The organism is Pseudomonas sp. SORT22, assembly GCF_018417635.1.
Taxonomy (GTDB): Bacteria; Pseudomonadota; Gammaproteobacteria; order Pseudomonadales; family Pseudomonadaceae; genus Aquipseudomonas.
Genome location: NZ_CP071007.1, coordinates 793,325 through 807,140 on the forward strand (window position 1 = coordinate 793,325; position 13,816 = coordinate 807,140).

Sequence of the window (13,816 nt, forward strand, 5' to 3'; positions counted from 1 at the left end):
TGCAAAAGGGCTATCAGAAGTTGATCGTGGCCTTGGCCGGGGTCGCTTCGACACCTTGCTGGCCGTTGGGCCCGATCAGTTGCAGGGTAATTTTCTGGGTGGCGGGGAAGGCCTTGAACAACGGAGTCAGGTCGAGGCTCTTGAGCTCAGCGGGCTTGTCGCAGGCCAGCCGGTAATGGGCATGGACCTCACTGTGCTCATGGCCTCCGTGCTCGTCGCCGTCATCATCGACTGCCGGCTTGTCGCCGAACAGCGGGCTTTCCAGCTCCTGGTCACTTTCGCTGCAGTTGGCCGCCTTGGCCAGGCCGAACAGCGCCAATGGTTTTTCCAATTGTGAACGCACGGCAGCAACCTTGGCTTTGTCGGCGGCGCTGGTGGCCGGGTGTTCGAAGCCGACCAGGTTCATCGCCGGGCTGTCCAGTTCCAGTTCCAGGGACTTGTCGTCGAGCACCACATTCAAGCGCGCGACGCCGTGTTCATGGGCGCCGAGGCTGCCATGGGCGTGGTCATGATCGTGGTCGTGGTCGTGGCCTTCATGGGCGTGGGCGACGGCCAGGGGCAACAAGGCAAACGGCAAGGCGAGCAACAGACGACGCATGGGCTGACTCCGCGGAGGCACTGGAATGATTTGGTAATGTTATAACAACTTGTTCGGCGTGCGCCAGTGTGCTTGGCGATGAAGCGTCGGCGTGGGAGCATGGGCCCATTGACTGCGCACAAGGACACCCCCATGCGAATTCGCGGACACATCGGCGACTGGCCGGTAGACCTGACCCTGGAACTGGACCCGGCGGAATGGGCGCAACTGGGCGGCCAACTGGCCGCTGTGACGCCAGCGCCTGCAGTAGCGGCGAGTGCGGTTGCGGCGGTGCGACCGGATGATGCGCTCTGGCAGGCGGCGCGCGAGGTACTGCGCAAGGCCGGGCAGCTCAACGGGCCGGAGTTGCTTGAACACTTGGAAGGGCTGGCGGGCAATACCGCGGCGGGCAAGCGACTGCTGGTGCGCCTGCGCCACAGTGCCGAGGTGAAGGTGCAAAGCGGGGCGGATGCGCCGGTTTATCACTGGGTGGGGTAATGAGGGTATCGCGGGGCAAGCCCGCTCCTACAAGATCAGTAGGAGCGGGCTTGCCCCGCGATCAATTCAATACAAGGCAGCAAACAACTTGCGACGGTAGCTGCCGACCAGCGGATGGTCGTTGCCCAGCAGGTCAAACACCTGCAGCAAGGTCTTGTGTGCCACCCCGCCGTCATAGCTGCGATTGCGCTTGAACAGCTTGAGCAAGCCTTCCAGCGCCGCTTCGTACTGCTGACGCGACAACTGCTGGATGCACAGCTGGTACGCGGCCTCGTCATCTTCAGCATTCTGCGCCAGGCGCGCTTTAAGGTCGGCGACTTCCGGCAGGCTGGCGGCCAGGCCGAGAAAGGTCAACTGCGCCTTGGCACCGGCCAGGGCAGCCTTGTGCTCGTCGCTCTTGACCGCGTCGAGCACGGTCTGGGCTTCACCCAGTTCGCCGCGCTCAGCCAGGCAGCGGGCGTAGAGGATCAGCGCCCCGGCATTGCTGTTGTCTTCGCTGAGCAGCGCCTTGAGGGTGCTTTCGGCTTCGCTGAAACGGCCTTCGGCAAACAGCGCCTGGGCTTGCTCCAGCGGGTCGGCGGCAGCCGGTGGCGGCAGTTGTACATGGGGTTCGAGCAGGGCGCGAATCGCCGACTCGGGTTGGGCACCGGCAAAGCCGTCGACCGGCTGGCCATCCTTGAACAGCACTACGGTGGGCAGGCTGCGGATGCCGAAGCGGGCGACGATGTCCTGCTCGATATCGCAGTTGACCTTGGCCAGCAGCAGTTCGCCCTGGTAGCTCTCGGTGATCTGCGCCAGCAGCGGCATCAGTGCCTTGCACGGCGCGCACCACTCGGCCCAGAAGTCGACCAGTACCGGTTTATGGAAAGAGTTCTGGATCACCAACTGATCGAAGTCGGCGCCAGTGGCATCGAAAATGTACGGGGTAGCAGGGTTCATCGCGACTCTCGAAAATCCGTGAATGGCATCACTATAAAGGCTGGCGGCTGGCGTGGTACAGGCTGACCCGGCGGAATTCGTGGGGCTCGGCCAGGTCCGGCAGGGTCAGGGCATCCAGCACGCCCAGCGACCGGTACAACGGGTGGCTGAAATCCCGTACCCGCGAATCGGCGACCAGGGCCTGCTGGCCACGGCTGAGAAACTCGTCCAGCAACGGTAGGTTGGCGCGGTCGTAGAGCACGTCGGCGACCAGGATCAGGTCGAAACGGTCGGCCTCCTGGAAAAAATCGCTGGAATAACTCAGTTCCACCTCATTGAGCTCGGCATTCGCCCGGCAGGCCTGCAGAGCCAGCGGGTCAAGGTCGCAAGCCACCACTTCCAGCGCGCCGGCCTTGGCCGCCGCGATACCGGCAATCCCGGAGCCTGCGCCAAAGTCCAGCACGCGCTTGCCTTCGACCCAATGCCGATGCTCATCCAGGTAGCGGGCCATGGCCAGGCCGCTGGCCCAGCAGAAACTCCAGTACGGCGGCTCGTGGAGGATGCGCCGGGTTTCTTCGGAGCTGAAGGCGCGGTCCATGTTCTGCGCATCGATCAGCCACAACTTGAGCGCGCACTCGGGCAGGTCGCTGACCACCAGTTGCGCATCCCCAAGCAACTCGCTCAAGGCCTGTTGCAGTGGAGCGGGCGCCATCATGGCGCCTTTTCGAAGCGCAGCGGGCCGGTGGCCTGGGTTTGCGCCTGGGCGATGCGCAGGGGCGGCAGGTGCAGGATCAGCTGGCCGGACTTGCTCGCGCGACCGCGCAGCTCGACCCGCGCCCCGGCGGGAAAGGCCTCGGGGTTGAAGCGCAGGCGAAACGGCAGGTCCAGGCCATTGCCGCTGAACGTGCTGCTGGCTAGCAAGCCTTGCGGCCGCCCGCGTTCATCGATCACCAGCAGGGCCAGTTCGACTTCGGCGCCGGCCGGAATGTTCTGCAAGGTGCCGCTCAATTCGCGCTGATAGGCCGGCAGCGGCCCGAGCTCCCTGGCCGGTTTGCTGGCTACCGGGGCTTTGGGCGCCGGCACAGGCTGGGGTTTATCGCTGCTGCACGCGCTCAGCACGGCAGCAAAACTGAGCACGACAAGCGCTCTTGATGGCATGGGGAATTCCTTCGCGGCGTATTTCCTCACTGGATGGTAACCCCTTTGGCTTGTCTTGCCAGTGGGATGCGCTACCATGGCCCTCCCTTTTTTTGTTGCCTGCCACCATGCACTGTCCCTTCTGCGGTGCCAACGACACCAAGGTCATCGACTCGCGACTGGTTGCCGAGGGCGAGCAAGTGCGCCGTCGGCGCGAATGCGTAGCCTGCGGTGAGCGCTTCACCACCTTCGAAACCGCCGAACTGGTTCTGCCCCGGCTGATCAAGCAGGACGGCAGCCGCCAGCCTTTCGACGAAGAAAAACTGCGTGCCGGTATGCAGCGTGCTCTGGAAAAACGTCCGGTCAGCGTCGAGCGCCTGGAAGCGGCGCTGGCGCATATCAAGCACAAGCTGCGGGCTACCGGTGAGCGCGAGATCAAGTCGCTGGTGGTCGGCGAGCTGGTGATGGCCGAGCTGCAAAAGCTCGATGAAGTCGCCTATATCCGCTTCGCCTCGGTGTACCGGCGTTTCCAGGACCTCAACGAGTTCCGTGAAGAAATCGACCGCCTGGCCCGTGTGCCGGCTAAAGAGTGAGCATGTCCAGCGAACGCGCGGTGCTTGATGCGCACTACATGGCCCGGGCCATCGAGCTAGCCCGCAAAGGCTTGTACTCCACCCACCCGAACCCGCGCGTGGGCTGCGTGATCGTCCGCGACGGCCAGGTGGTCGGCGAAGGCTGGCACGTGCGCGCCGGCGAGCCGCATGCCGAGGTGCATGCCTTGCGCCAGGCCGGCGAGCTGGCCCGCGGCGCTTGCGCCTACGTCACCCTTGAGCCGTGCAGCCACCATGGGCGCACGCCGCCGTGTGCCGAGGCGCTGGTCAAGGCCGGTGTGGCGCGGGTGGTCGCGGCCATGCAGGACCCCAATCCGCAAGTCGCCGGCAACGGCCTCAAGCGCCTGGCCGATGCGGGTATCGAGGTTGCCAGCGGTGTGCTGGAGGCCGAGGCCCGCGCCCTGAACCCGGGCTTTCTCAAGCGTATGGAACACGGCCTGCCGTTCGTCCGGGCCAAGCTGGCGATGAGCCTGGACGGCCGCACGGCCATGGCCAGCGGCGAGAGCCAGTGGATTACCGGCCCGGCGGCGCGCTCGGCAGTGCAGCGTTTGCGCGCCCGCTCCAGCGTGGTGCTGACCAGTGCCGAAAGCGTATTGGCCGACAACGCGCGGATGACCGTGCGCGCCGAAGAACTGGGCCTGGACCCGGCAACCACCGCGCTGGCCCTGGCGCGTCCGCCCTTGCGGGTGTTGATCGATGGTCGCTTGCGTGTGCCGCTCGATGCGCCGTTCTTTACCGCCGGCCCGGCCCTGGTGGTCACCGCCGCTGAAGCCGACGCACGTTATGCCCAGGCCGGTCATGAGCTGCTGAGCCTGCCCGGCAGTGCTGGCCGCGTCGACCTGCCGGCGCTGATGCTTGAGCTGGCCGCGCGTGGCGTCAACGAAGTGCTGGTCGAAGCCGGTGCCGGCCTGGTCGGCGCCTTTGCCCGGCAGGGACTGATCGACGAGTACCAGATTTTTGTCGCCGGACGCATCCTTGGCTCCAGTGCCCGGCCGTTGCTCGACTGGCCCCTGGATAAAATGAGCCAGGCGCCCCATTTGCAGATCACCGAAATGCGCGCAGTAGGCGATGACTGGCGAGTCACTGCAGTACCCAAGCCTGCGCCCGGCGTATAATTTGCGGCTAGCGCCATGCGCAGCCCTGTTCTCGAGGAGGACTTCATGTTCACCGGCATCATCGAATCGATTGGCAGCATCCGTTCCCTGACCCCAAAAGGCGGTGACGTGCGGGTGTATGTCGAAACCGGCAAGCTCGACCTGGGCGACGTCAAGCTGGGCGACAGCATCGCCGTCAACGGCGTGTGCCTGACCGCGGTCGAGCTGCCTGGCGATGGCTTCTGGGCCGACGTCAGCCGCGAAACCCTCGACTGCACCGCCTTCAACGAGCTCAAAAGCGGCAGCCGGGTCAACCTCGAAAAAGCCCTGACGCCGACCACCCGCCTGGGCGGTCACCTGGTCAGCGGCCATGTCGACGGCGTCGGCGAAGTGGTCTCGCGCAGCGATAACGCCCGCGCCATCCAGTTCCGCATCCGTGCACCCAAGGAGCTGGCCAAGTACATTGCCCACAAGGGCTCGATCACCGTCGACGGCACCAGCCTGACGGTGAACGTCGTCGATGGCGCCGAGTTCGAGCTGACCATCGTCCCGCACACCCTGGCCGAAACCATCATGGCCGACTACCGTCCAGGTCGTCGGGTGAACCTTGAGGTCGACCTGCTGGCACGTTACCTGGAGCGTCTGCTGCTGGGTGACAAGGCCGCCGAGCCAAGCAAAGGCAGCGGCATCACCGAAAGTTTCCTGGCCGCCAACGGCTACCTGAAATCCTGATTTGAAAGGGGGTGCCGAGTGGCGCTCAACAGCATCGAAGAACTGGTCGAAGACATCCGCCAAGGCAAAATGGTCATCCTCATGGATGACGAAGACCGCGAGAACGAAGGCGACCTGATCATGGCCGCCGAGTGCTGCAAGGCCGAGCACATCAACTTCATGGCCAAGCACGCCCGCGGCCTGATCTGCATGCCGATGTCGCGCGAGCGCTGCGAAACGCTCAAGCTGCCGCTGATGGCGCCACGCAATGGCTCGGGTTTCGGCACCAAGTTCACCGTGTCGATCGAAGCCGCCACCGGCGTCACCACCGGCATTTCCGCCGCCGACCGCGCGCGCACCGTGCAGGCTGCCGCCGCCCGTGATGCCAAGGCCGAAGACATTGTCAGCCCCGGTCACATTTTCCCGCTGATGGCCCAGCCTGGCGGTACCCTGGCCCGTGCCGGCCACACCGAAGCTGCCTGCGACCTGGCGCGCATGGCCGGTTTCGAGCCGAGCGGGGTGATTTGCGAGGTGATGAACGACGACGGCACCATGTCGCGTCGCGCCGAACTCGAGACTTTTGCCGCCGAACACAACATCAAGATCGGCACCATTGCCGACCTGATCCACTACCGGATGATCCACGAACGTACCGTTCAGCGGGTTTCCGAGCAGCCGCTGGACAGCGAGCTGGGCCATTTCAACCTGGTCACCTACCGTGATTCGGTCGAAGGCGACGTGCACATGGCGCTGACCCTGGGCAACATTTGCGCCGAAGAACCGACCCTGGTGCGGGTGCACAACATGGACCCGCTGCGCGACCTGCTGATGGTCAAGCAACCGGGCCGCTGGAGCCTGCGCGCGGCCATGAGCGCCGTTGCAGACGCCGGCAGCGGCGTGGTGCTGCTGCTCGGCCACCCGCTCGATGGCGACGTGCTGCTGGCGCACATTCGCGAAAGCGCCGACGCTGGCGCCCAGGCGAAAACCCCGACCACCTACAGCACCGTCGGTGCCGGTTCGCAGATCCTGCGCGACCTGGGCGTGCGCAAAATGCGCCTGATGAGTTCGCCAATGAAGTTCAATGCGATATCCGGATTCGATCTGGAAGTTGTAGAATACGTGCCCTCCGAATAAAGCAGGCGGTTTTTCGCGCTGCCATTCGTGTCCCAAACACCCACAGGCCGCCCGTTTGCGGCCTGGCTCTTTAAGATGAGAACTCCGCAATGACCCTGAAGACCATCGAAGGTACCTTCATTGCCCCCAAAGGTCGCTATGCTTTGGTGGTTGGCCGCTTCAACAGCTTCGTCGTCGAAAGCCTGGTGAGCGGTGCCGTTGATGCCCTGGTTCGCCACGGTGTGAACGAAAGCGACATCACCATCATCCGTGCCCCGGGTGCCTTCGAAATCCCGCTGGTGGCACAGAAAGTCGCCCAGCAAAGCGAATATGCCGCGATCATCGCCCTGGGCGCCGTGATCCGTGGCGGTACCCCGCACTTCGAATACGTTGCGGGCGAATGCACCAAGGGCCTGGCCCAGGTGTCCATGGAGTTCGGCGTGCCGGTCTCCTTCGGTGTCCTGACCGTCGATTCGATCGAACAGGCCATTGAGCGTTCCGGCACCAAGGCCGGCAACAAGGGCGCCGAAGCTGCCCTGTCCGCTCTGGAAATGGTCAGCCTGCTGGCGCAGTTGGAGGCCAAGTGATTAGCGACGAAAGCGATCGTTTCAACCCGCGCGATCCAAAACCTGCGGATGCTGGCAAGCCATCGAAAAGCGCCAAGCGTCGCGAAGCCCGTCAGCTCGCGACCCAGGCCCTGTATCAATGGCACATGGCCAAGCAGTCGCTGAACGAGATCGAAGCGCAGTTCCGGGTCGATAACGATTTCATCGATGTCGACGGCGCCTACTTCCGCGAAATCCTCCATGGGGTTCCGGCGAAGAAAGTCGAGATCGATGAAGCACTCAAGCCATGCCTGGACCTGGCCCTCGAAGAGCTCGATCCGGTTGAACTGGCGGTGCTGCGCCTGTCCACCTGGGAGTTCATGATGCGCGTCGATGTTCCGTACCGCGTCGTGATCAACGAAGGTGTGGAGCTGGCCAAAGTGTTTGGCGCCACCGACGGCCACAAGTTCGTCAACGGCGTGCTCGACAAGCTGGCACCACGCCTGCGTGAAGCCGAAGTCAAGGCGTTCAAGCGCTGATTCTGGCGCTCTGTGCCAATGGGTGAGTTCGAGCTGATCCGTCATTACTTCGCCGCCGCGTCCTGTGCGCAAGGCGGCGAAGGTGTGGCCCTGGGCATTGGCGATGATTGCGCCTTGCTCAGCGTGCCAGCCGGCGAACAGCTGGCGATCTCCACCGATACGCTGGTGGCCGGGGTGCATTTCCCGGCTGTCTGCGACCCTTTTCTGCTCGGTCAGCGTTCGCTGGCCGTCGCTGCCAGTGACCTGGCTGCCATGGGCGCCACGCCCATCGGCTTTACCCTTGCCCTGACCCTGCCCGAGGTTCGCGCCGACTGGCTGCAGGCTTATGCCCGCGGTTTGAACCAGATGGCCGAAAGCTGCCAGCTGAGCCTGATCGGCGGCGACACCACACGTGGCCCGCTGAGCCTGACCATGACCGTGTTCGGCCGCGTACCCGGCGGCCAGGCCCTGACCCGCAGCGGTGCCCGCGCCGGCGACCTGCTGTGCGTCGGCGGCGAACTGGGCAATGCCGCCGGCGCCTTGCCGCTGGTGCTCGGCGAGCGCGTGGCCGAGGCGGCCCAGGCCGAACCGCTGCTGGCCCATTACTGGTCGCCGCAACCGCAACTGGCGCTGGGCCAGGTGCTGCGCGGCAAGGCAACCTCGGCGCTGGATATCTCCGACGGCCTGCTCGCCGATTGCGGACATATCGCCAAGGCGTCGCAGGTGGCATTGCGGGTCGAGCTGGAGCGGCTACCGTTGTCGGCGGCGCTGCTGGCCTTTTTCGGTCGCGCAGGCGCGCAACAGGCGGCATTGGCCGGCGGCGACGATTACGTCCTGGCCTTCACCTTGCCCGAAGCCGAGCTTGCACCGTTGCTGACGGCCGGCTGGCCGATCCATGTGGTCGGGCGGGTGAGTGCCGGCAGCGGCGTGCGCCTGCTTGATGGCAGTGGCCAGGACATCACCCCGCACACCCGGGGCTATCAACATTTTAAGGAGACACCGTGACCGATCACCCCAAACAGGTGCCTGCGGAGTTCGTTCCGCCGTCGGTCTGGCGCAATCCCTGGCATTTCCTGGCATTCGGCTTTGGCTCCGGAACCCTGCCCAAGGCGCCGGGAACCTGGGGCTCGCTGGTGGCTCTACCGTTTATCCCGTTGTGGCAGATGCTGCCCGATTGGGGCTACTGGCTGATGCTCGGGTTGACCATGCTGTTCGGCTTCTGGCTGTGCGGCAAGGTCGCGGATGACCTCAAGGTCCACGACCATGAGGGCATCGTCTGGGACGAAATGGTCGGCATGTGGATAACCCTGTGGCTGGTGCCGGAGGGCTGGATGTGGCTGCTGGCGGGCTTTTTGATGTTCCGTTTCTTCGACATCCTCAAGCCCTGGCCGATCCGCTGGATTGATCGTCATGTGCATGGCGGGGTCGGGATCATGCTCGACGATGTTCTGGCCGGGGTGTTTGCCTGGCTGGGCATGCAGGTTCTGGTATGGAGTTTCACCTAAGGAGCGGGGCGATGACGGGATGGCGGCTGTTGCTGGTGTTGCTGGTCCTGGCGGCAGGTGTGGTCAAGGCGGCGGACGCGCCGTCGGCGACACCTGGCCAGGTTCGTCTGGTCAGTGAAGAGTGGCTCGACTACACCAACGCCGACGGCAGCGGCCTGGCCTGGGACGTGCTGCGCAAGGTGTTCGAGCCGGCCGGCGTCAAGGTTCGCACCCAGAGTGCGCCGTACAGCCGCGCGGTAGGCCTGGTCAAACGCGGTGAGGCCGATGCCTGGGTCGGTTCCTATCACGAAGAGAACGCCGACAACCTCTATCCGCGCTGGCATTTCGATATGGACCATATCTATGCCCTGGGCCTGGCCACCAGCCCTGTGCCGACCCAGCAGACCCTCGGCCAGTATCGCCTGGCCTGGGTGCGCGGCTATGACTACAAAAGCTATCTGCCCAATGTCGGTCACTTTCGCGAAATCCAGCGCCGCGAGGGGATCTTGCCGATGCTTGAACATGATCGCGTCGACTACTACATCGATGCCCTGACCGAAGTCGACTATGTGCTCGGCCAGGCCCCCGATCCCAAGCTGTTTCGCCGCAGCCACCTGGCGGAGCTGCCGCTGTACCTGGCCTTTGGCCGCACCGCCGAGGGCAAGGCGTTGCGTGCGCTGTTCGACCAGCGCATGGACAAGCTGGTGGCCAGTGGCGAGTTGCGGGCGATCTTCGAGCACTGGAAGCAGCCCTATCCGTTCGACGGCGAGGGCAAGCGGCCGTAGCTGATATCGAACTTGTCGATCTGTTTGCCCAATAATTCAGCCTAAGCAGCGGCGCCACGCTGCTGATACAATCGGCCCACGTCAATTTTCAAGTTACTGATCAGGAGCACAACGTGCCCGTCGTTTTTGTTGCCGCTTCCAAGCTGCCTACCCCGTTTGCGACCTTCATCATGCATGGTTTTCTCGATGAAGCCACCGGCCGCGAGCACGTCGTCCTCAGCCTGGGTGATGTGGCTGACGGGCAGCCGGTGCTGGGGCGCCTGCATTCCGAATGCCTGACCGGCGACGCCTTGTTCAGCCAGCGCTGCGACTGCGGTTCGCAACTCGAAGCGGCCCTGCAGGCGATCGCCCGCGAAGGCCGCGGCGTGCTGCTGTACCTGCGTCAGGAAGGCCGTGGCATTGGCCTGTTGAACAAGATCCGCGCCTACGAGCTGCAAGATGGCGGCGCCGACACCGTCGAAGCCAACGAACGCCTGGGCTTTGCCGCCGACCAGCGTGACTACGGCATGTGCCAGCCGATGCTCGAGCACCTGGGTGTCAAGTCGCTGCGGCTGATGACCAACAATCCGCGCAAGGTCAAGGCACTGACCGGCATGGGCATTCCGGTTGCCGAGCGGGTGCCGCTGCACACCGGCCACAACCCGCATAACAAACACTACCTGGCGACCAAAGCCGGCAAGCTCGGCCACATGATGGGCAACGAGCACCAGGGCGAGGCCGGTCGGGCGTGACCCGCGCCCAGGTTCGCCGTCGCCTGGAGCTGGCCTGGTGGCAGTACCTGGCGGTGGCGCTGGCGCCGTTGCTGGTGTTTGCCTGGGCCTTCGGTGGCGTGCAGGCGTTGATTCCGATCCTGGCCATGCCGATGTTTATCGCCGGCGTGGCCTCGATGTTTCTCAGCCTGCCGCGCTTTGGCGCCTACAAGCACGGGCTGATCGCCACCCAGAAAGCCCTGAACAGCGACGATGAACCTGCGGCCTGGATCGAGCTGGCACGTATCCGCCGCCTGGGCATGTTGTTCGCCTGCCTGCCGGCCTGGGTCGCCGCGTTGTCGGTATTCGTTGGCCTTGAGGCGGTGCCGCAGATCCTCCTGGCAATCTCCAGCGTGGTCCTGCTCTACCTCTATCGCATTCCTCGCCAGCTCGGCTGATGCGTCGCTACCTGTGGCTGTTGCTGCTGGCCTTCGGTATGCCGCTGGCCGCGGCGCCGCGGGTGGTCAGCCTGGCGCCCTCGATCACTGAAATCATCCTCGAGCTGCAAGCCGGCGACCTGCTGGTGGGCATGGCCGAGTGGCACGAACGGCCGACGCAGTTAAGCACCGTACCGTTGGTGGGCCGTTATGGCCAACTGGACATGGAGCGCCTGCTCAGCGTGCGCCCGGACCTGGTGCTGTACTGGCCGGGCAGCGTGCCGGCGGCCCAGCGCGACCAGCTCGAACGCCTGGGTATCCCGCTATACAGCGTCGATGTGCACGAGCTGGATGACCTGGTGTCGCAGGTGGACGAAATTGGCCTGCGGATCGGGCGCAAGGCGCAGGGCGGGCAGTTATCCACAGCCTTGCGCCAGCGCCTTGCCGCGTTGCGCCAGCAGTACCATCGCGAGCAGGCGCTGACGGTGTTCTACCAGGTCTGGGACAAGCCGCTGTATACGGTTGGTGGTTACCAGATCATCTCCGATGCGCTGAGTGTCTGCGGCGCGCGCAATGTGTTTGCCGACCTCCCCCAGCCGGCGCCGCAGGTCAACCTGGAGACCGTACTGGCGCGCAACCCGCAGGTGATCCTTGCCCCTGATCAGCTCCAGCTCGAGGCCTGGAAGGCCTGGCCGCACGTCGCTGCCGTGCGTGATGGCCTGTTGCTGCAGGTGCCGGACAAAGGCCTGGAGCGCCCCAGCGGGCAGATGATCGAAGCGACGGCCAAGCTGTGCGAACTGCTGCAGGCTAAAGCGCCGGTGTCCAGGTGACGCCCAATAGCCAGGTGCGGCCTTCTTCGCGGTAATCGGCATAGCCTGCGCCGTAGCTGTACTGCGCACGGCTGTAGGTTTTATCCAGCAGGTTATCGGCTTTGAGCTCCAGGCGAACCTCGCGGCTCAGGTTCCAGCTGCTGCGCAAACCGAGCAGACCGTAGCCGCTGAGTGAGCGCTTGTTGTCGGCGTCGGCGTAACTGCTGCTGACTGCCTGCCAGCTGGCACCGAGGCCGAGGCGATCGAACTGGCGATCCAGGTCCAGGCTCAGGGTGCGGCGGGCGCGACGTTCGAGGGTGTGCCCGGAATCGCGGTCACGCGGGTCGATCAGTGCCAGGCCGAGGCTGCTCTGCCAGCCAAACCACTGCTGATGCAGACTGGCTTCGAAACCATTGATGCGTGCCGAGCCGACATTGTGTGGAATGAAGTTGGGGCCCAGGGAGATCGCATTGCGCAGGTCGGTGCGGTACAGCGAGGCCTCCAGCCGGGTGCTGTCGGTCAGTTGGCTGCGCCATTGCAGCTCGTAGCTCTTCGAGCGCTCGGGCTTGAGGTCGGGGTTGCTGAAGTCCGGGTAGTAAAGGTCGTTGAACGTCGGTGCGCGAAAGCCTTCGCTGTAGGACAGAAGCAGGTCGTTGTCGGCGTTGAGCGGCACGCCGAGACTGGCGCTCCAGCTGTTCTGGCTGCCGAATTGCTGGTTCTGGTCGCGGCGCACGCCGATTTCGGTGTTGAAGCTGTCGCCTTTGTAGCGATGCTGGACAAAAGCGGCGCGGTTCCAGCGGCTGTCTTCGTCAAAGGACGTGCTGCCATGCAGGCGATCCTGATACCAGTCGCCACCGAGCAACAGGTTGTTGCGCTCGTCGAAGCTAAGGTCATTCTGCCAGTTGATCGAGTCGCGGTAAGTGTTGAACTCGCTACCGCCCGGCTGCAGCGAGTCGCGCTTGGTATCGCGGTTCTCGCTGTGGCCCAGCTCCAGGCGTGAATGCCACATGTCACTGAGCTGTGCGTCGGCATAGGTGCCGAGGCTACTGACGGTGAAATCGGTGTAGGGCTGGCTGTGGTCGCCAAACAGGTTGTCGTATTCGCTGCGTCCGCGGCTGTCGAGCAGATTCAGGCCCAGTTCCAGAGAGTCGCTGGCAACATGGCTGAGGTTCAGGCTCAGGCTCTTGTTTCTGTAGGCATCATGATCGCCGTTGGCCGGGAATGACTCGCGGGTAGCGTTGATGCCGTCGGTTTCGTCCAGACCTGCGGCGAGGTTGAAACGAGTGCGCTCGTCACCTGCGGACAGGCCGACATCGCGCTGCCAGGTCTTGTTGCTGCCACCGGCCAGGTGCAGACGCGGTTGCAGGCCGGGCTTGCTGGCGCGGCGGGTGAAGATCTGGATCACCCCGCCAATCGCATCGCTGCCATAGATCGCCGAGCGCGAACCGCGCAACACTTCGACCCGCTCGATCTGATCAATGTTGAGAAACTGCAGGCCGCTGTCGCCGGACGAGGTGTTGGCAATACGTACGCCATCGACCAGCACCAGGCTCTGGGCCGACTTGGTGCCGCGAATGAAAATGCCAGGCAAGCTGCCACGCCCGCCGGTGCGCGAGACCTGAACACCCGGCACCCGAGTCAGCAGATCAGTAACACTGGAAGGCTGCAGGCGGTCGATGTCGTCGCGGGTGAACACCGTATTGGCGGCGCTGGTTTGCGTGCGGTCTTCGACCTGGCGGTTGGCGCTGATCAGCGTGTTGGGCAGCTTCAGGGCGCTTTCGCGGTCGATCGGGTCGGCCAGCAGGGTGGTTGGCAATAGCAGGAGGGGGGCAAGACGCAGAGATTTCATGGGCAGTTCCATTGCTATCGCGGGTCAAGCCCGCTCCCACA

General features: G+C 64.3%; 18 protein-coding genes. 13 read left to right on the top strand and 5 right to left on the bottom strand.

Annotation, left to right across the window (positions count from 1 at the left end):
• Window positions 1–13: 13 nt before the first annotated feature.
• Window positions 14–598 carry a DUF2796 domain-containing protein gene (locus JYG36_RS03740; protein ID WP_213603138.1) on the bottom strand — a complete coding sequence of 195 codons (585 nt, stop codon included), beginning with the start codon at window positions 596–598 and terminating at the stop codon, window positions 14–16.
• A 132-nt stretch (window positions 599–730) separates the two neighbouring features.
• On the opposite strand from JYG36_RS03740, the gene JYG36_RS03745 reads away from it, so the two are divergent.
• Window positions 731–1,075: a hypothetical protein gene (locus JYG36_RS03745; RefSeq protein ID WP_213603139.1), complete on the top strand. Its 345-nt coding sequence runs from the start codon at window positions 731–733 to the stop codon at window positions 1,073–1,075.
• Window positions 1,076–1,141: 66 nt separating this feature from the next.
• On the opposite strand, the gene trxA is transcribed toward JYG36_RS03745, so the two are convergent.
• The 3 genes from trxA to JYG36_RS03760 are packed head-to-tail and all read right to left on the bottom strand — an operon-like array spanning window position 1,142 to window position 3,151.
• Complete coding sequence (gene trxA / locus JYG36_RS03750; RefSeq protein ID WP_093379036.1) at window positions 1,142–2,014, bottom strand: thioredoxin; 873 nt, start codon at window positions 2,012–2,014, stop codon at window positions 1,142–1,144.
• A 31-nt stretch (window positions 2,015–2,045) separates the two neighbouring features.
• Window positions 2,046–2,705: a class I SAM-dependent methyltransferase gene (locus JYG36_RS03755; protein ID WP_093379039.1), complete on the bottom strand. Its 660-nt coding sequence runs from the start codon at window positions 2,703–2,705 to the stop codon at window positions 2,046–2,048.
• Window positions 2,705–3,151, bottom strand: coding sequence for a YbaY family lipoprotein (locus JYG36_RS03760; RefSeq protein WP_045199975.1), 447 nt, complete (start codon window positions 3,149–3,151; stop codon window positions 2,705–2,707). Before JYG36_RS03760 ends, JYG36_RS03755 begins: the two co-directional genes overlap by 1 nt.
• Window positions 3,152–3,258: 107 nt before the next feature.
• Here JYG36_RS03760 and nrdR point away from each other — a divergent pair, with 107 nt between their 5' ends.
• The 12 genes from nrdR (at window position 3,259) to JYG36_RS03820 (ending at window position 11,947) form a co-directional block, all read left to right on the top strand.
• Window positions 3,259–3,723: a transcriptional regulator NrdR gene (gene nrdR, locus JYG36_RS03765; RefSeq protein WP_010222838.1), complete on the top strand. Its 465-nt coding sequence runs from the start codon at window positions 3,259–3,261 to the stop codon at window positions 3,721–3,723.
• Between the two features lie 2 nt (window positions 3,724–3,725).
• Window positions 3,726–4,856, top strand: a complete 1,131-nt coding sequence (gene ribD, locus JYG36_RS03770) for a bifunctional diaminohydroxyphosphoribosylaminopyrimidine deaminase/5-amino-6-(5-phosphoribosylamino)uracil reductase RibD (protein ID WP_093379045.1) — start codon at window positions 3,726–3,728, stop codon at window positions 4,854–4,856.
• A 45-nt stretch (window positions 4,857–4,901) separates the two neighbouring features.
• Window positions 4,902–5,567: a riboflavin synthase gene (locus JYG36_RS03775; RefSeq protein ID WP_010222840.1), complete on the top strand. Its 666-nt coding sequence runs from the start codon at window positions 4,902–4,904 to the stop codon at window positions 5,565–5,567.
• Between the two features lie 18 nt (window positions 5,568–5,585).
• Complete coding sequence (gene ribBA, locus JYG36_RS03780) at window positions 5,586–6,680, top strand: bifunctional 3,4-dihydroxy-2-butanone-4-phosphate synthase/GTP cyclohydrolase II (RefSeq protein ID WP_038998529.1); 1,095 nt, start codon at window positions 5,586–5,588, stop codon at window positions 6,678–6,680.
• Between the two features lie 89 nt (window positions 6,681–6,769).
• The gene (gene ribH / locus JYG36_RS03785) at window positions 6,770–7,246 is read left to right on the top strand and encodes a 6,7-dimethyl-8-ribityllumazine synthase (protein ID WP_010222842.1); all 477 of its coding nucleotides are present in this window, start codon (window positions 6,770–6,772) and stop codon (window positions 7,244–7,246) included.
• Window positions 7,243–7,743, top strand: a complete 501-nt coding sequence (gene nusB / locus JYG36_RS03790; RefSeq protein ID WP_045199970.1) for a transcription antitermination factor NusB — start codon at window positions 7,243–7,245, stop codon at window positions 7,741–7,743. Before ribH ends, nusB begins: the two co-directional genes overlap by 4 nt.
• A gap of 18 nt (window positions 7,744–7,761) precedes the next feature.
• Window positions 7,762–8,727, top strand: a complete 966-nt coding sequence (gene thiL / locus JYG36_RS03795) for a thiamine-phosphate kinase (RefSeq protein ID WP_213603141.1) — start codon at window positions 7,762–7,764, stop codon at window positions 8,725–8,727.
• A complete protein-coding gene (locus tag JYG36_RS03800; RefSeq protein WP_045199966.1) occupies window positions 8,724–9,227 on the top strand; it encodes a phosphatidylglycerophosphatase A family protein in 504 nt (167 codons plus the stop codon). The genes thiL and JYG36_RS03800 overlap by 4 nt, the downstream gene beginning before the upstream one ends.
• Before the next feature lie 11 nt (window positions 9,228–9,238).
• Window positions 9,239–9,991 carry a substrate-binding periplasmic protein gene (locus tag JYG36_RS03805; protein WP_045199964.1) on the top strand — a complete coding sequence of 251 codons (753 nt, stop codon included), beginning with the start codon at window positions 9,239–9,241 and terminating at the stop codon, window positions 9,989–9,991.
• 113 nt (window positions 9,992–10,104) lie between these two features.
• On the top strand, window positions 10,105–10,722 hold the full coding sequence (ribA, locus tag JYG36_RS03810; protein WP_213603143.1) for a GTP cyclohydrolase II: 618 nt from the start codon (window positions 10,105–10,107) through the stop codon (window positions 10,720–10,722).
• Window positions 10,719–11,138, top strand: coding sequence for a hypothetical protein (locus tag JYG36_RS03815; RefSeq protein ID WP_045199962.1), 420 nt, complete (start codon window positions 10,719–10,721; stop codon window positions 11,136–11,138). The genes ribA and JYG36_RS03815 overlap by 4 nt, the downstream gene beginning before the upstream one ends.
• Entirely contained in the window at window positions 11,138–11,947 is an 810-nt protein-coding gene (locus JYG36_RS03820; protein ID WP_093379058.1) for a cobalamin-binding protein, read from the top strand. Before JYG36_RS03815 ends, JYG36_RS03820 begins: the two co-directional genes overlap by 1 nt.
• On the opposite strand, the gene JYG36_RS03825 is transcribed toward JYG36_RS03820, so the two are convergent.
• Window positions 11,925–13,775, bottom strand: a complete 1,851-nt coding sequence (locus tag JYG36_RS03825; RefSeq protein WP_213603145.1) for a TonB-dependent receptor domain-containing protein — start codon at window positions 13,773–13,775, stop codon at window positions 11,925–11,927. The two genes, JYG36_RS03820 and JYG36_RS03825, sit on opposite strands and share 23 nt — an antisense overlap.
• Window positions 13,776–13,816 lie beyond the last annotated feature (41 nt).